Annotated in this window: 10 protein-coding genes and 1 other RNA gene; 9 read left to right on the top strand and 2 right to left on the bottom strand. The window is 61.6% G+C overall.

Annotated features, from left to right (window positions below):
- Positions 1-28: 28 nt before the first annotated feature.
- Together xdhB and xdhA are read right to left on the bottom strand one after the other, a co-directional pair.
- Positions 29-2,428, bottom strand: a complete 2,400-nt coding sequence (gene xdhB, locus BFN10_RS21800; RefSeq protein WP_071491390.1) for a xanthine dehydrogenase molybdopterin binding subunit — start codon at positions 2,426-2,428, stop codon at positions 29-31.
- The gene (xdhA, locus tag BFN10_RS21795; protein WP_071491389.1) at positions 2,421-3,869 is read right to left on the bottom strand and encodes a xanthine dehydrogenase small subunit; all 1,449 of its coding nucleotides are present in this window, start codon (positions 3,867-3,869) and stop codon (positions 2,421-2,423) included. Before xdhA ends, xdhB begins: the two co-directional genes overlap by 8 nt.
- A gap of 280 nt (positions 3,870-4,149) precedes the next feature.
- On the opposite strand from xdhA, the gene BFN10_RS21790 reads away from it, so the two are divergent.
- The 9 genes from BFN10_RS21790 to BFN10_RS21750 all read left to right on the top strand — a co-directional run bounded on the left by BFN10_RS21790 (position 4,150) and on the right by BFN10_RS21750 (position 17,209).
- Positions 4,150-4,809 carry a GntR family transcriptional regulator gene (locus BFN10_RS21790; RefSeq protein WP_071491388.1) on the top strand — a complete coding sequence of 220 codons (660 nt, stop codon included), beginning with the start codon at positions 4,150-4,152 and terminating at the stop codon, positions 4,807-4,809.
- Positions 4,810-4,811: 2 nt separating this feature from the next.
- Positions 4,812-8,300 (top strand): chromosome segregation protein SMC, encoded by a 3,489-nt coding sequence (gene smc / locus BFN10_RS21785; RefSeq protein WP_071491387.1) that lies wholly within the window; start codon positions 4,812-4,814, stop codon positions 8,298-8,300.
- Between the two features lie 259 nt (positions 8,301-8,559).
- Positions 8,560-9,423, top strand: coding sequence for a cell division protein ZipA (zipA, locus tag BFN10_RS21780; RefSeq protein WP_071491386.1), 864 nt, complete (start codon positions 8,560-8,562; stop codon positions 9,421-9,423).
- An 87-nt stretch (positions 9,424-9,510) separates the two neighbouring features.
- Positions 9,511-11,868, top strand: coding sequence for an NAD-dependent DNA ligase LigA (gene ligA, locus BFN10_RS21775; RefSeq protein WP_071491385.1), 2,358 nt, complete (start codon positions 9,511-9,513; stop codon positions 11,866-11,868).
- Positions 11,869-11,996: 128 nt separating this feature from the next.
- Positions 11,997-13,163, top strand: coding sequence for a zinc-binding metallopeptidase family protein (locus BFN10_RS21770; RefSeq protein WP_071491384.1), 1,167 nt, complete (start codon positions 11,997-11,999; stop codon positions 13,161-13,163).
- 224 nt (positions 13,164-13,387) lie between these two features.
- An RNA gene (gene ffs / locus BFN10_RS21765) (signal recognition particle sRNA small type) lies at positions 13,388-13,484 on the top strand.
- A 125-nt stretch (positions 13,485-13,609) separates the two neighbouring features.
- The gene (locus BFN10_RS21760; RefSeq protein ID WP_071491383.1) at positions 13,610-14,023 is read left to right on the top strand and encodes a hypothetical protein; all 414 of its coding nucleotides are present in this window, start codon (positions 13,610-13,612) and stop codon (positions 14,021-14,023) included.
- Between the two features lie 20 nt (positions 14,024-14,043).
- Positions 14,044-16,005 carry a hypothetical protein gene (locus BFN10_RS21755; RefSeq protein WP_071491382.1) on the top strand — a complete coding sequence of 654 codons (1,962 nt, stop codon included), beginning with the start codon at positions 14,044-14,046 and terminating at the stop codon, positions 16,003-16,005.
- A 157-nt stretch (positions 16,006-16,162) separates the two neighbouring features.
- The gene (locus BFN10_RS21750; protein WP_058427350.1) at positions 16,163-17,209 is read left to right on the top strand and encodes an N-acetylmuramidase family protein; all 1,047 of its coding nucleotides are present in this window, start codon (positions 16,163-16,165) and stop codon (positions 17,207-17,209) included.

Below are 17,209 nucleotides of genomic sequence, written 5' to 3'. Positions count from 1 at the left end.
GGCTTGCCCCCGATGGCAGCGCCTCGGTCTAAAGCGAAGCCATCTCGGTATCCGCCTCAACCACCTTCGCCGCAGTCAACTGCCGCATCTGCTCACACCCCCACAACACCCGCTCCGGCGTGGCCGGTGCATCGATCCTGGGCTGATGGCGATAGTCAGCCAGGCTCGCCACGGCATCCTTGATCGCGCACCACGAAGCAATCCCGAGCATGAACGGCGGCTCGCCCACGGCCTTGGAGTGGAACACCGTGTCTTCGGGGTTCTTGCGGTTTTCCACCAGCTTCACCCGCAGGTCCAGCGGCATGTCGGCCACGGCCGGGATCTTGTAGCTGGCCGGGCCATTGGTCATCAGCTTGCCCTTGTCGTTCCACACCAGCTCTTCCATGGTCAGCCAGCCCATGCCTTGGATGAAGCCGCCCTCGACCTGACCGATGTCGATGGCCGGGTTCAGCGAGGCGCCCACGTCATGGAGGATGTCGGTGCGTAGCATCTTGTATTCGCCGGTCAGGGTGTCGACGATCACTTCGCAGCACGCGGCGCCGAACGCGTAGTAGTAGAACGGCCGACCCCGTGACTGGCTGCGGTCGTAGAAGATTTTCGGGGTCTTGTAGAAGCCCGTGCTCGACAGCGACACCTGGGCGAAATACGCCTGCTGGATCAACGCCTCAAACGTCAGGATCTGCTCGCGCACGCGCACATGGCCGTTGTGGAACTCCACGTCCGCTTCGCTCACGTCGTACTTGCGTGCGGCGAATTCCACCAAGCGCTGCTTGATGGTTTCGGCGGCGTTCTGTGCGGCCTTGCCATTCAGGTCGGCACCACTGGAGGCGGCGGTCGGTGAGGTGTTGGGCACCTTGTCGGTGTTGGTGGCGGTGATCTGTACGCGGTCGATGTCCACCTGGAACACCTCGGCCACCACCTGTGCGACCTTGGTGTTCAAGCCCTGGCCCATTTCGGTGCCGCCGTGGTTCAGGTGGATGCTGCCGTCGGTGTAGATATGGATCAGCGCACCGGCCTGGTTGAGGAAACTCGCGGTAAACGAGATACCGAATTTCACCGGGGTCAGCGCCAGGCCTTTTTTCAGGATCGGGCTGTGGGCGTTGTACAGGCGAATCGCTTCGCGGCGCTCGGCGTATTGGCTGCTGGCTTCCAGTTCGGCGGTCATCTCGTCGAGCATGTTGTGCTCGACGGTCTGGTAGTAGTGGGTGACGTTGCGCTCGGTCTTGCCGTAGTAATTGGCCTTGCGCACCGCCAGAGGGTCCAGCGCCAGGTGGCGAGCGATGGCGTCCATCACTTCCTCGATGGCCACCATGCCTTGCGGGCCGCCGAAGCCGCGATACGCGGTGTTGGACGCGGTATTGGTCTTGCAGCGGTGCCCGTTGACGGTGGCGTCGCCCAGGTAATACGCGTTGTCGGCGTGGAACATGGCGCGGTCGACAATCGAGTTGGACAGGTCCGGCGAACAGCCGCAGTTGCCCGCCAGTTCCAGGTTGATCCCGTGCAGGCGACCGCTGTCGTCGAAGCCGACGTCGTATTCGATATAGAAGGGGTGGCGCTTGCCGGTCATCAGCATGTCTTCGACACGCGGCAGGCGCATCTTGGTCGGCTGGCCGGTCAGGCGTGCGACCACCGCGCACAGGCACGCCGGGCTCGCCGCCTGGGTTTCCTTGCCGCCGAAACCACCGCCCATGCGGCGCATGTCCACCACGATCTTGTTCATCGACACGTCCAGCACTTCGGCCACCAGTTTCTGCACTTCGGTGGGGTTCTGCGTGGAGCAGTAGACGATCATGCCGCCGTCTTCGGTGGGCATCACCGAAGAGATCTGGGTTTCCAGGTAAAAGTGTTCCTGGCCGCCGATGTGCAGGGTGCCCTGGATGCGGTTTTTCGCAGTGGCCAGTGCGCCGGTCGAATCGCCGCGCTGGTGGGTGTGACTGTCGAGTACGAAATGTTTTTTACGGAACGCCTCGACCACATCCAGCACCGGTTCAAGGTCTTCGTACTCGATTACCGCCGCCATGGCGGCCTTGCGTGCGGTTTCCAGGTCACGTGCAGCAACGGCCAGCACCACTTGGCCGACGAACTGCACCGTATCGATCGCCAGCAAGGGGTCGCCGGGCATCAATGGGCCGATGTCTTTAAGGCCCGGCACGTCCTCATGGGTGATGACAATGCGCACGCCGTCAATGGCGTAACAGGGGGCCGTATCGATGCTGATGATGCGGGCGTGGGCGCGGTCGGACATGCGCGCATACAGGTGCAACTGGTTGGGGAATTCCAGGCGGTCATCGATGTACTGCGCTTCGCCGGATACGTGCTTGGCGGCGCTGTCATGCTTGACGCTGCGGCCGACCCCGGAAGTAAGGTCCTGGGCAAACAGTTCGGCGAGTTCGGCCTGGGTTTTAACGACGGCGTGATGGTTAGACATAAGCGGTCACCCGAGTCTCGATGTGCGGTGTTTGCAGCTCAATGAAGTACTTGCGCAGCAGGTTCTGTGCGCTGAGCAGGCGGTATTCCTTGCTGGCGCGGAAGTCCGACAGCGGGGTGAAGTCCTGGGCCAGGGCGGCGCAGGCTTTCTCCACGGTAGCGCCGTTCCAGGTGGCGCCGACCAATACGGCCTCGCAGCTTTTGGCGCGCTTGGGCGTGGCGGCCATGCCGCCGAACGCCACGCGGGCCTCGCGGATCACGCCGTTGTCGAGCTTGAGGTTGAACGCGGCGCAGACGGCGGAAATATCGTCGTCCAGGCGCTTGGAGACCTTGTAGGCGCGGAACAGCGTGTGGCCCTTGGGCACGATGATCTTCTCGATGAACTCGCTGTCCTGGCGGGCAGTGACGCGGTAATCGATGAAGTAGTCCTCGAGTGCCAGGGTGCGGCGTGTCGCGCCTTTGCACAGCACAATCTGCGCGCCGAGGGCGATCAGCAGTGGCGGCGAATCACCGATCGGCGACGCATTGCCGATATTGCCGCCGAGGGTGCCCTGGTTGCGGATCTGCAGGGAGGCGAAGCGGTGCAGCAGGTCGCCGAAGTCCGGGTATTCGTGGTGCAGCGCGGTGTAGCAGTCGGAGAGGGCGGTGGCAGCGCCGATTTCCAGACGGTCGTCGAAGTCGTCGATGCGCTTCATTTCTTCAATGTTGCCGACGTAGATCATCACCGGCAAGGTGCGATGGAACTGGGTCACTTCCAGCGCCAGGTCGGTGCCACCGGCCAGCAGGCGGGCCTGCGGGTAGGCGTCGTAGAGGTCGGCCAGGTCGGCGACGGTGAGCGGCACCAGGCAGCGTTTGTCGCCGCTGTTGAGTTCACCGGTCTGGGTCGGCGCAATGGCTTTGAGGCGGGCGATGGTCTGCGCCTCACGGCTGTCGAACTGATCCTGGGGCTTGTTGCAGCAGGCCTGTTCGGCTGCGGCGAGGATCGGGCGGTAGCCGGTGCAGCGGCACAGGTTGCCGGCCAGGGCTTCATGGGCTTTCTGGCTGTCGGGCGCATCACTGTTCTTTTGCAGGGCGAACAGCGACATCACGAAACCGGGGGTGCAAAAGCCGCATTGCGAACCGTGGCACTCGACCATCGCCTGTTGCACGCTGTGCAGTTGGCCCTGGTGCTTGAGGTCTTCGACGCTGATCAGTTGCTTGCCGTGCAGCGACGAGACAAAGGTCAGGCAGGAGTTGAGGCTGCGATAACGGATCCGCTCGGCGCCTTGATCGTCGGTGTGCAACTCGCCGACCACCACCGTGCACGCGCCGCAATCGCCGCTGGCGCAGCCTTCCTTGGTACCGGATTTGCCCAAATGCTCGCGTAAATAGTTGAGCACGGTCAGGTTGGGGTCCAGGGCGTGCTCGCTACGGAGTTCCTGGTTAAGTAAAAACTGGATCACGGAAGGCCTCGCAGACTCATTATTGTTGTTAACCGCTTTGCGCCGAATCTAGTCATCTCTGACTTTTCGGTCAACGATTTTCTGACCAGAAGGTCAAGAAATTGCGATCGCAACACTTTCAATTATGGTTCAGTCTTCTGAAACCGGCGTTTTTGGGGGCTTATGGCTATTCATCGTTGCTTATTCCGTGCCAAATTCGCCACGGTGGGCGTAGCGCCATCAGCCAGCCAATGCGCTACACTGCCGCGCTTGTACCGATAGAAGATTTTGAAGGGAAAACATGACGTTCAAGGCGCCGGACAGTCTCGCCGAGCAAATTGCTCACCACCTCGCCGAACGCATCATTCGCGGCGATCTCAAGCCTGGGGAGCGGATCCAGGAACAGAAGGTCACGCTGGCGCTCAATGTCAGCCGTGGTTCCGTGCGCGAAGCCTTGCTGATCCTCGAACGCCGCCACCTGATCGCGATCCTGCCGCGCCGTGGCGCCCATGTCACCGAGTTGACCGCGCACAAGGTGCAGAGCCTGTGCACCTTGATGGGCGAGCTGTACATCCTGCTCGGCAATGCGGTCGCCCAGGGCTGGCAGGTGCAGGCCGACATGGCGCCGTTCCTGCAGATCCAGCAGCGCCTGGTGACCAGTTACGAGCGCGAGGACATCCGCGCTTTCGTTGAAGAAAGCTTCAACGTGATGCGCGCCGCGTACCCCTTCGCCAATAACCCGTACTTGCAGGAAACCGTCGAGAACCTGCAGCCGGCGATGAACCGCGCCTATTACCTGGCCCTGGATCAGCGCAAGGCGTCCATGAGCGAATACCTGGCGTTGTTCGAGCAACTGCTCGCCGCCGTACTTGCCCGTGACTTGCCGCAGATCCGCCAAGTGCTCTCGGCCTACGGCGAGCGCAGTTGCTCGCTGGTCATTGCTGCGTTGGTGGACGCCTAAACGTGCGGCTCAAGTGCATCAAACTGGCGGGGTTCAAATCCTTCGTCGACCCGACCACGGTGAACTTCCCCAGTAACATGGCGGCGGTGGTCGGGCCCAATGGTTGCGGCAAGTCGAACATCATCGACGCCGTCCGCTGGGTGATGGGCGAGAGCTCGGCCAAGAATCTGCGCGGCGAGTCGATGACCGACGTCATCTTCAACGGCTCCACCAGCCGCAAGCCGGTGAGTCAGGCCAGCATCGAACTGGTGTTCGACAACTCCGACGGCACCCTGATCGGCGAGTACGCAGCCTACGCGGAGATCTCCATTCGCCGCAAAGTGACCCGCGACAGCCAGAACAGCTACTTCCTCAACGGTACCAAGTGTCGCCGTCGCGACATCACCGATATTTTCCTCGGCACCGGCCTGGGCCCACGCAGCTACTCGATCATCGAGCAGGGCATGATCTCCAAGCTGATCGAAGCCAAGCCCGAAGACCTGCGTAACTTCATCGAAGAAGCGGCTGGCATTTCCAAGTACAAAGAGCGCCGCCGCGAGACCGAAAACCGTATCCGCCGCACCCACGAGAACCTCGCCCGCCTGACCGACCTGCGCGAAGAGCTGGAGCGCCAGTTGGAGCGCCTGCACCGCCAGGCCCAGGCCGCCGAGAAGTATCAGGAATACAAGGGCGAGGAGCGCCAGCTCAAGGCACAACTGTCGGCCCTGCGCTGGCAGGCGCTGAACGACCAGGTGGGCCAGCGCGAAGCGATCATCGGCACCCAGGAAATCAGCTTTGAAGCCCTGGTGGCCGAGCAGCGCAATGCCGACGCCAGTATCGAACGCCTGCGTGACGGTCACCATGACCTGTCCGAGCGCTTCAATCTGGTGCAGGGCCGCTTCTATTCGGTCGGTGGCGATATCGCCCGCGTCGAGCAGAGCATCCAGCACGGCCAGCAGCGCCTGCGCCAGTTGCAGGATGACCTCAAGGAAGCCGAGCGCGCGCGCCTGGAGACCGAATCCCACCTGGGCCACGACCGTACCTTGCTGCTGACCCTGGGCGAAGAGCTGGACATGCTCACCCCCGAGCAGGAAGTCACCAGCGCCGCCGCCGAAGAAGCCGCCGCCGCCCTGGAAGAAGCCGAAGCCACCATGCACGGCTGGCAGGAGCAGTGGGACACCTTCAACCTGAAGTCTGCCGAACCCCGGCGTCAGGCCGAAGTGCAGCAGTCACGCATCCAGCAACTGGAAACCAGCATGGAGCGCCTGGCCGAGCGCCAGCGCCGCATGCAGGAAGAGCGCGCGTTGCTGTCCGCCGACCCGGAAGACGCGGCGATCATGGAACTGAGCGAGCAACTGGCCGAAAGCGAAATGACGCTGGAAGAGCTGGAAGCCAGCGAAGAACAACAAGTGGAGCGCCTGGAGCAATTGCGTCAGCAGTTGCAGCAGGCGACCCAGGCACAGCAACAGGCCCAGGGTGATTTGCAGCGGCTCAATGGCCGGCTCGCCTCCCTTGAAGCGTTGCAGCAGGCTGCATTGGACCCGGGCACCGGCACCGCCGAGTGGCTGCGTGATCAACATCTGGCCGAACGCCCGCGCTTGGCCGAAGGTTTGAAGGTAGAAGCCGGTTGGGAACTGGCGGTGGAAACCGTCCTGGGTGCCGACCTGCAAGCGGTGTTGGTGGATGACTTTGGCGGCTTCGACCTGGCCGGTTTTGCCCAGGGCGACCTGCGTTTGCTCAGCCCTGCCGCCGATGGCACGCGGGTGCCGGGCAGTTTGCTGGATAAAGTTGAAGCGGCGATTGATCTGTCGCCGTGGCTGGGCCAGGTCAAGCCGGTGGATTCCCTGGAGCAGGCCCTGGCCCAGCGCGGTCAGTTGGGCGCCGGCGAAAGCCTGATCAGCCGTGACGGCTATTGGGTCGGCCGCCACTTCCTGCGCGTGCGCCGCGCCAGTGAAGCGGAAAGCGGCGTGTTGGCCCGTGGCCAGGAAATCGTCAACCTGATCGCCGAGCGCGAAGAGCGCGAAGCCACCCTGGAAAGCCTGGAAACCGAACTGCAAACCCTGCGTGCCACCCAGCGCCAGCAGGAGACCGGCCGCGAGCACCTGCGCCGCCTGTTGCAGGACGAAGCGCGCCAGCAAGGCGAACTCAAGGCCCAGCTCTCCGCGAGCAAGGCCAAGGTCGAGCAACTGACCCTGCGCCGCACCCGCCTCGACGAAGAAGTCGCGGAAATGGGCGAGCAGCGCGCCCTGGAACACGAACAGATCGGCGAAGCGCGCCTGCAGTTGCAGGAAGCCCTCGACAGCATGGCCCTCGACACCGAGCAGCGCGAACTGTTGCTGGCCCAGCGCGACAGCCTGCGCGAACGCCTCGACCGTGTGCGCCAGGAGGCGCGCCAGCACAAGGACCACGCCCACCAGTTGGCCGTGCGCCTGGGGTCGCTCAAGGCCCAGCACGCGTCCACCGCCCAGGCCCTTGAGCGCCTGGAGATGCAGTCCGAACGCCTGACGGAAAAGCGCGAGCAACTGAGCCTCAACCTGGAGGAGGGCGAAGCCCCACTGGAAGAGCTGCGCCTGAAGCTCGAAGAGTTGCTCGACAAGCGCATGACCGTCGACGAAGAGCTCAAGACCGCGCAGATCGCCCTCGAAGACGCCGACCGCGAACTGCGCGACGCCGAAAAGCGCCGGACCCAGGCCGAGCAGCAATCCCAACTGATCCGTGGCCAGCTCGAACAGCAGCGCATGGAGTGGCAAGCCCTGACCGTGCGCCGCAAGACCCTGCAAGACCAATTGCTGGAGGACGGCTACGACCTGCACGGCGTACTCAACACCCTGACCGCCCAGGCCAACGAGAAAGAAGCCGAAGAAGAACTGGAGCGCATTGCCGCACGTATCCAGCGCCTGGGCGCGATCAACCTGGCGGCCATCGACGAGTACCAGCAGCAATCCGAACGTAAACGTTATCTGGATGCCCAGGACGCCGATCTGGTGGAAGCCCTGGACACCCTGGAAAACGTGATTCGCAAGATCGACAAGGAAACCCGTAACCGTTTCAAGGATACCTTTGATCAGATTAATGGCGGTTTACAGGCGTTATTCCCAAAAGTTTTCGGCGGTGGCAGCGCTTACTTGGAACTGACGGGCGAAGATCTACTCGATACAGGGGTGACGATCATGGCGCGGCCTCCGGGCAAGAAGAACAGCACCATCCATTTGTTGTCCGGCGGCGAGAAAGCCCTGACCGCATTGGCCCTGGTATTTGCCATCTTCAAGTTGAACCCGGCGCCGTTCTGCATGCTCGACGAAGTTGACGCGCCGCTGGATGACGCTAACGTTGGACGCTACGCGCGGTTGGTGAAAGAGATGTCCCAGACCGTGCAGTTCATCTATATCACCCACAACAAGATCGCCATGGAAATGGCGGATCAGTTGATGGGGGTCACGATGCACGAACCGGGCTGTTCGCGTTTGGTGGCGGTGGATGTCGAAGAAGCGATGGCAATGGTGGAGTCTTGACCCATGCCGGCAAAGAATTTTTGTAGCGTGCGGTAAGAGGCTTTAACGGCCTGGCGAAAGTGGCAAATGGACATATTTGTTCAAGGCATTTTGACAGACGGTGTAAAGTTATCTTTGGTCGTGCTAGTTTAATGTCAAATTTTCGTATGCGTGGGCAAAACGTCAGTCAGAACATAGAGTTGGCGCCACGTTTTAAAGCGGTTTGCACGTTGCTAAACCCCTTATTTTTCAGCATTTTTTATTAGAGGCACGGGATTACATGGAAATCGGTCTGCGCGAGTGGCTGATCGTCATCGGCATTATTGTCATTGCCGGTATTCTTTTTGATGGCTGGCGCCGGATGCGCGGTGGCAAGGGCAAGCTCAAATTCCGTCTGGACCGCAACCTGTCCAACTTGCCTGACGACGACGGCAGCGCCGAGCTGCTGGGGCCGCCCCGTGTGCTGGACACCCATAAAGAACCGCAATTGGACGAGCACGACTTGCCGTCGATGAGCGCGCCGGTGCGTGAAGCCCGCGAGCCGTCGCCCAAGCGTGGCAAGCGCACCGCTCCGGTGGTCGCGGAACCGCGCCAGGCCGACCTGGACCTGGACGTCAATGACGGCCCGAGCTTCAGCAGCCGCGATGATGATTTCCCAGACGAGAACGCCGGCAAGAACGCGCCGCGCCAATCCGTGAACGACCAGCCGGCCGCCGAAGAAGTGCTGGTGATCAGCGTGATCTGCCGCGACGCTGCTGGCTTCAAAGGCCCGGCCCTGTTGCAGAACATCCTCGAAAGCGGCCTGCGGTTTGGCGAGATGGATATCTTCCACCGTCACGAAAGCATGGCCGGCAACGGCGAAGTGCTGTTCTCCATGGCCAATGCGGTCAAGCCGGGCACCTTCGACCTGGACGATATCGACCTGTTCAGCACCCCGGCCGTGAGCTTCTTCCTCGGCCTGCCAGGCCCGCGTCACCCGAAACAGGCGTTCGACGTGATGGTGGCCGCGGCCCGCAAGCTGTCCCAGGAACTCAATGGCGAGCTCAAGGACGACCAGCGCAGCGTGCTGACCGCCCAGACCATCGAGCACTACCGCCAGCGCATCGTCGAGTTCGAGCGTCGCGCCCTGACACAGAAGCGCTGAGGTCCGATCTTAAGCGTTGCCTGTAGAATCCGTGCACTAACATATTGAGCAGCTTCGGCTGCTCTTTTGCTTTATGAGAGAACACCCATGACCGCCGCCCACACCCGCATCCTCGAACTGCGCGCTGAACTGGATCAGCACAACTACCGCTACCATGTCCTCGACGAGCCGAGCATTCCGGACGCCGAGTACGACCGCTTGTTCCACGAGCTCAAGGCCCTGGAGGCCGAGCACCCGGAACTGGTCACGCGGGATTCACCGACGCAGCGAGTCGGCAGTGCGGCGCTGTCGGCGTTCACCCAGGTCAAGCATGAGATCCCGATGCTCAGCCTGGGCAACGCGTTCGATGAAACCACCATGCTCGAGTTTGATCGCCGGGTCACCGAAGGCCTCGACCTGCCGGTGGGCGACCTGCTCGGCAGTGGCGCAGCGGTGGAATACAGCTGCGAACCGAAGCTGGACGGCTTGGCGGTCAGCCTGCTGTACCAGGATGGCGAGCTGGTTCGCGGCGCCACCCGGGGCGACGGCACCACCGGCGAGGACATCAGCGTCAACGTGCGCACCGTGCGCAATATCCCGCTGAAACTGCACGGCAGCGGCTGGCCGGCAACCCTGGAAGTGCGCGGTGAAGTGTTCATGTCCAAGGCCGGTTTCGAGCGACTCAACGCCGCGCAACTGGAAGTCGGCGGCAAGACCTTCGCCAACCCGCGCAACGCCGCCGCCGGCAGCCTGCGTCAGTTGGACTCGAAGATCACCGCCAGCCGCCCGCTGGAGTTCTGCTGCTACGGCGTGACCACCGACATCAGTGATACCCACATCGGCAACCTGCAACAGTTGAAGAAGTGGGGCATGCCCATCAGTCATGAGCTGAAGCTGGCCAAAGGCATTCAGGATTGCCTGGAGTACTATCGCGACATCGGTGAGCGGCGTAACAGCCTGCCCTATGAAATCGACGGCGTGGTGTTCAAGGTCAATAGCATCGCCTCCCAGCGTGAACTGGGCTTCCGCGCCCGCGAACCGCGCTGGGCCATCGCGCATAAATTCCCGGCCATGGAAGAGCTGACCGAACTGCTCGACGTGGAATTCCAGGTTGGCCGCACCGGCGCCGTGACGCCTGTGGCGCGCTTGAAGCCGGTCAAGGTTGCGGGTGTGACCGTGTCCAACGCCACCCTGCACAACATGGATGAAGTCGCGCGCCTGGGCCTGATGATCGGCGATACCGTGATCATCCGCCGCGCCGGGGATGTGATCCCGCAAGTGGTTTCGGTGGTCACCGAGCGCCGCCCGGAAAATGCACGCGCCGTGCAGATCCCCGAAAGCTGCCCGGTGTGCGGCTCCCATGTGGAGCGCACGCAACTGGTCAAGCGCAGCAAGGGCAAGGAAACCGTCAGCGAAGGCGCGGTGTACCGTTGCGTCGGGCGCCTGGCCTGTGGCGCGCAGCTCAAGCAGGCGATCATTCATTTCGTCTCGCGCCGCGCCATGGACATCGATGGCCTGGGTGACAAGACCATCGAGCAACTGGTGGATGAAAAACTGATTGGCTCACCGGCCGACCTCTACAAGCTCAAGTACGAGCAGATCATCGACCTCGAAGGCTTTGCCGATATTTCCAGCAAGAAGCTGATCACCGCTATCGAAAACAGCAAGACCCCGACCCTGGCGCGGTTTATCTATGCCCTGGGCATTCCCGACGTGGGCGAGGAGACCGCCAAGGTGTTGGCGCGTTCGCTGGCATCCCTGGAGCGCGTGCAGAAAGCCTTGCCGGCAGTGCTGACGTACCTGCCGGACGTGGGCCTGGAAGTGGCGCACGAGATCCACAGCTTCTTTGAAGACAGCCATAACCAGGACGTGATCGGTGCGCTGCTGTCGCCAGACGAATGCGGCCTGCAATTGCAGGACCAGGGCGACCTGAGTGCCGAATTCGCCGCCAGTACCACGCTGGGCGGCTTGCTCGACAAGTTGCATGTGCCAAGCGTCGGCCCCGGCGCCGCGCAGAAACTTGCGGACAAATTCGGCACCTTGGAAGGCGTGATCAAGGCCGACTGGCTGGATATGCGCCAGGCGCTGCCCGAAAAGCAGGCCAAGGCTGTGCGTGAGTTCTTCGATAACGCAGACAACGCCAACCATGCCCTGGCCATCGAGCAGCAGCTCAAGGACTTCGGCATGCACTGGTTGAGCGAGAAGAAGGTCGTCGAAGGTTTGCCCGAAGCGGGGCACACCTGGGTGCTCACCGGTTCCCTGGAACTGATGAGCCGCGACGTGGCCAAGGAAAAACTCGAAAGCCTCGGCGCCAAGGTAGCGGGTTCCGTCTCGGCGAAAACCCACTGCGTGGTGGCGGGGCCGGGCGCCGGTTCCAAGCTGGCGAAGGCGAGCGAGTTGGGCCTGAAGGTACTGGATGAAGAAGCCTTCGTCGCCTTCCTGGCCAAGCACAACATCACGGTCTGATCCGGGCTTTGTGGCGAGCGGGCTTGCCCCGCGTCGGGCTGCGCAGCAGCCCTCTCCCAACCATCACCAAAGTGGAACGATCCTGAACAGAAAGTGATCTAGTCTCAGTCACCCAGGGAGAGATCACCATGTTCCGCTACTTCGAGCAACTCAGTTCTCGCATCGCTGCCCCCTTTGTAGCCGGCACATCTCGCGACAGCAAGGTGTGGCAGTGCCGCTGCGGCCAATCCCTGTTCTTTCGCAACAGCCAGTGCCTGGCCTGCCAGGCGCTGCTGGGCTACCAACCCCAGCAAGCCCGGCTGGACTCCCTGCAGCCCGGCCCGGTCGAAGGCACCTGGCTGCAGGACGGCAACCTCGACGCCGGCGCCTTCCGTCGCTGCGCCAACCTCGACACTCCGGCCGCCTGCAACTGGCTGATCCCGGCCCACAGCACAACGCCGCTGTGCGTGGCCTGTAGCCTGAACCGCACCATTCCTGACCTGTCGATCCCGGAAAACCATGAACGCTGGCGAAAAGTCGAAACCGCCAAGCGCCGGTTGGTCGCGCAATTGATCAGCCTGGGTTTGCAAGTGGTGCCCAAAAGCGTCGACGAAGACACCGGCCTAGCCTTCGATTTTGTCGGTATCGACCTGGAAGGCAACGCGCCCATGACCGGCCACGCGAACGGCCTGATCACCCTCGACATCAAGGAGGCCGACGACGCCCACCGTGAAAAGGTCCGCGTCCAGATGCGCGAACCCTACCGCACGCTGCTCGGTCACTTTCGCCATGAGGTCGGCCATTACTACTGGGATCGCCTGATCGCCAATACCCATTGGCTAGAACCGTTTCGCAACCTGTTCGGCGACGAACGTGCCAGTTATGCCGACGCCCTCGACCAGCACTACCAGCACGGTCCACGTGCCGACTGGCAGCAAACCTGCGTCAGCGCCTACGCCACCATGCACCCCTGGGAAGACTGGGCAGAAACCTGGGCGCACTACCTGCATATGATGGACGCCGTCGACACCGCCCTCGGCTTTGGCATGAGCGCCCGCGAGATGGACCTGGATTACCAGCCATTTCCCCTCAGCACGCTCTATGATCCCGAACACCCTGGCGGCGCGGCATTCCTGTCATTCGTCAACGCCTGGATCGAACTGGCCGGCATGCTCAACGAACTGTCGCGCAGCATGGGCCAGCCGGATTTCTACCCCTTCGTGCTGCCACCGGCGGTGATCGCCAAGCTGCATTTCATTCACCTGGTGATCCAGGAAGAAGGCGGCCGGGCAGATGAGGTGGTACTGGCACAATGATGAGCACTGTGGGAGGGGGCTTGCCCCCGATGGCGCTGGGTCAGTCACCTGTTTATTGGCTGATGTACCGTCATCGGGGGCAAGCCCCCTGCCACAGATGCTGTTGGCGGTGACAAGTACTTGAACCCCTTCATATTTTTAATCCGTCCCCAACGGTTGTAACTTCCGATGAGATCGGTACAATGGCCCCGCTTGCCGAGAGGCAGGCGTCGTTATGGTGACCCCATCGGTCCCCCCGCAACGATTACCCGTGAACCTGGTCAGAGCCGGAAGGCAGCAGCCACAGCGGGAACATTGTGTGCCGGGGTGTGGCTGGTGGGGTTGCCTCCATAACGCTCTTCCTTGCAGTACCTGTTCAAATTCAAATCAAAAATGCTTTCACGCCATCTGCCATCGGGCAGTCCATGGCGGCATACTCCAGTGCCTGGCATCCGGAGACAGCACACGTGGAAAAAGTCGACGACCTCACTCGCGAAAAACTGCGGGAATGGCAGATGCGCCGCCTGGAGATCAAGGACCGCATTCAATCCCACCCTGAGCAGACCCTGGAATTGTCGAGGGTGCTGGACCTCATGGACGACGAACATGCGGAAATTCTCAGCCAGGCGGAAATGATCCGCTCTGCGCAAGTGGCTGATGAGCCCGCGCAGCCACCGCTGGCGGGCGCTTGCACGCTGCAATTGAACGTGGTCGCGCAGAGCGCCGAAGACTTGCGTCGCTTGCTCGATATGGCTGTGTTCGAACTCCAGCAACAGATCAATGCGATGGCGTCTGCGGCTGGCGCAGGCCCTCATTGCGGCGGTATGTCGGGCTCGCTGGGCGAGTATCGGTTTGAACTGGGCGGTCAGGGCAATGCCTGACTCCCTGGCGGCGAGGCACTATGCAACCTGAACACTTCGATTTATCCAGCCCGGTCTTCCTGCCTGTCACGGAGCAAACCTGCACGGCCCTGCTAGGCTCGGACGGCGCCCAGGCCCTGGTCGGCCTGACGAATCCGGAGCTGGCCGCCGTGCTGGTCATCCAGAACCTGGCCCAGGCCGCGGAAAAAGACCTGACCTGCGCGGGCGCCGAGCGCATCCTGTCCAAATTGCTCGACTGGTCGGTGGACACGCAGGCAGGGGGCGCCGCGACGCTGCTGTCCGAAGCCCAGCGACTGTTCGACCCGCGCAAGCTCTACTTCGGTTTCAACGCGCTGAAAAGTGTCAACCTGCGCCTGTTGTCGGCGGAAGAGGTCGCCGCGCGGGATTACCTGCTGCCTACGGGAAAATGGGATATCGGCTACAAGGTCCGCCACCTGCGCAGCAATGACCCCTTCAGCCAGCAGATGATCACGCCCCGCCAGCGTGAGCGCTGGCTCAGCCCGGCCCAGGACAAACTGGTGCGTACCTTCCGCGCCAACCTCAACGAAGATTTGCACGTCCAAGGCTACGCCGGCATCGGCAAGAGCCACTTGCTCGGCGCCTTGATGGAGTGCCTGCGCCCCGCTCAGACCCTGGTGCTGGCCCGCACGGGGGCAAAACTGGCGACCCTGCGTGAGCGCATGGGGCTGGGGAAGGACAGCAAGGCGGGTTCGACCTTCGCTGCGTTCGCCAAGGCGCTGCTGCAGGGGCCACGCCCTTCCGTGCAGGGCACGCCGGGCAGGTTGCCCGGCAAACATGAAGTGTCTGAGGCCCTGAATATCCACGGCTGGCGAGGGCACGAGGGCGTGGCGACGCTGGATATCTGTCTGAAGGTGCTCGAAAGCTATTGCCACTCCAGCCATCACAGCCTGTCGGCCAGGCACCTGCCGCATTTCAAGCACCCGTTGTCCAGCGTGGATACCCAGGCGTTGCTGGAGTATTCCAGCCGGTTGTGGACGTACCTGGAGGCCAACCCACAGTGGGCCGGCCAGACTGCTTTCGCGGCGCTATGGCTGATCAAGCGTGCGAGTCTCGAAGGCTGTGTGGTGCCGCCTCGCTATACCCATGTGTTGATCGATGAAAGCCAGGACATCCCGCCTTCGTTGCTGCAGATCATCGAGCGTGGCCGCCAAGTCTTGATCACCCTCGGCGATGAATACCAATTGGCCAGCGGTGTGATGGTGCGAAGAAAGCGCGAAGTCCGACACACCGACATCAATTATTCGGTGCGCTCGGGTCGCAACGTCGAGCGCCTGGTCAACCCATTGATCAGTGTGCACTCACAAAAGTGCAAGACCCCCTTCGAAGGCGCACGGGATGCGGACGTCGGCATCGAACATTACCCCCAGGGCTTCGTACCGCCGGAAGGCTGCGTGGTGTTGACCGCCTCCCATTGGGACACCATGAAATGGGCCATCCAGTTGCAGCAGGCCAACTGCCCGTTCGGGTTCTTCGACACTGCGGCGCAGCAGGATCTGCAGCGTTTCATGATCAGCGTCATTGCCTTGTTCAAGCCGGAGTTCTACAGCAACGAGCACAACGACAACGGCCCTCACGCCTATTTCAGTGATATGCAAGACTGGCAACAGGTGCGCGACGCCAGCCAGTTCGACGAGGCGTTTCAGTGGGTCGAGAGCGAGCTGGAAAAAGGCTTCAATGTCGCCGACATCACGCGCTTGAACCGGCTGGGCGGCGTGCCCGGCAAACGTTGCCTGCTGATGCTGGCGGCAGAGGCGGGCGGCATGGAGTTTGACCGGGTGCTACTGACGCCCGAGTTGCTGACCAACGTGAAGTTCAAGGACGCCTACGCGTTCGACCAGCGGCTGTGCGAGGTGTATATCGCCATTTCCCGCGCGCGGATGCAGCTTTACCTGCCTTACGACGTGGTCGAGTGGATTGATTTCCACACGTATCAGAAAACCCGGGAGTTCCACGGTTACTGATTGATTTAATTCGGCTGTTTCACAACTTTTGCAGGTCGCTCTGGACAACCCAAAACCACCTTGCTAGTTTCCGCCAGCTACTTGTTTCAGAGTGTGACAAGTACGCGAGGTTGATATTGAAGTGCCATCACTTCTTTAACTAACAAGGATGTCTGTGATGAAAAGCCTGCAAGGGTTGCCCCGTCTTATCAGTGCTTCGGTAGGCGCGCCCGGCAAAGCCCGCAACTTGCCCGCCGATGTGCAGTGCGTCCAGTATTTATTCAATCTGATCATTCCGAAAATGGGTTTCCCGCTGGCCGAAAACGGCAAGTGCGATGGCCAATTGGTGCAATGCATCAGCCAGTACCAATTCCGTCATCTCAAATATGCCCACCCTGATGGCGTGATCGACCCGACTGGTAAAACCTTCAACAGCCTGATCGAAGAAGCGGTGAAAGTGCCGGTGAAGGCGTTCCCGAGTATGCGTATCCCGAGCTTTCTGAATGTGTTCGGCAACAATCAGGGCGACGCAGTGCAGGCCACGGTGAATGTGTACCTGGACCGCATGCGCGCGATGATCGAGGCCGAGAAGCGCAACCGCCAATTGATGCTGCAGGCCACGTGCGACGGGGGAATGACCCTCAGCGAGACGGATTTCCAGAATGCCGCTACGCAGTTGGGTGGCGGTATTTCGGTGAACATCATCAAGGCCTTCGCCACGGTAGAATCCGGCGGCCGTTCGGGTTTCGGCCCGGCCAAGTTGCCGGTAATCGCGTTCGAAGGGCACCTGTTTCGCAAGTACACCAAGCACATCTACGACCAGGCGCATCCGCTGCTGTCCTACCCCTACAAGAAAAAAGCCGGGCCGCAGTGGCAGACCAATAACAAGGACCAGACCAAGGCCTGGGAAACCATGGCCACCGCGTTTGCGCTGGATCAGGAAGCGGCGTTGATGTCGGCGTCCTGGGGCATGTTTCAGATCATGGGCTTCAACTACGCGTCCTGCGGCTACAAGACGGTGTTTGAATTCTCTGCGGCATTGAAAGTGAATGCCGGTAACCAACTAAAGGCCTTCCTCGGTTTTTGCAGCAAGAGCCCGGCGTTGATGAAGGCCATGAAAGCCAAGGATTTTACCGGCATGGCGCGTAACTATAACGGTGAGGACTACGGCAACTATGACGTCCTTATGCAGAAAGCCTACGAGAAACTTGAAGGGAAGAAATAA

This window comes from Pseudomonas extremorientalis, from assembly GCF_001870465.1.
Taxonomy (GTDB): domain Bacteria; phylum Pseudomonadota; class Gammaproteobacteria; order Pseudomonadales; family Pseudomonadaceae; genus Aquipseudomonas; species Aquipseudomonas extremorientalis.
Note: the sequence above shows the minus strand (reverse complement) of the source record. Positions and strands in the feature narration are given on the sequence as shown.

Bases quoted from the DNA above. Each gene is read 5' to 3' on its own strand.
- xdhB (WP_071491390.1), bottom strand. From the start codon at position 2,428: ATGTCTAACCATCACGCCGTCGTTAAAACCCAGGCCGAACTCGCCGAA.
- BFN10_RS21790 (WP_071491388.1), top strand. From the start codon at position 4,150: ATGACGTTCAAGGCGCCGGACAGTCTCGCCGAGCAAATTGCTCACCAC.
- zipA (WP_071491386.1), top strand. From the start codon at position 8,560: ATGGAAATCGGTCTGCGCGAGTGGCTGATCGTCATCGGCATTATTGTC.
- ligA (WP_071491385.1), top strand. From the start codon at position 9,511: ATGACCGCCGCCCACACCCGCATCCTCGAACTGCGCGCTGAACTGGAT.
- BFN10_RS21770 (WP_071491384.1), top strand. From the start codon at position 11,997: ATGTTCCGCTACTTCGAGCAACTCAGTTCTCGCATCGCTGCCCCCTTT.
- BFN10_RS21755 (WP_071491382.1), top strand. From the start codon at position 14,044: ATGCAACCTGAACACTTCGATTTATCCAGCCCGGTCTTCCTGCCTGTC.
- BFN10_RS21750 (WP_058427350.1), top strand. From the start codon at position 16,163: ATGAAAAGCCTGCAAGGGTTGCCCCGTCTTATCAGTGCTTCGGTAGGC.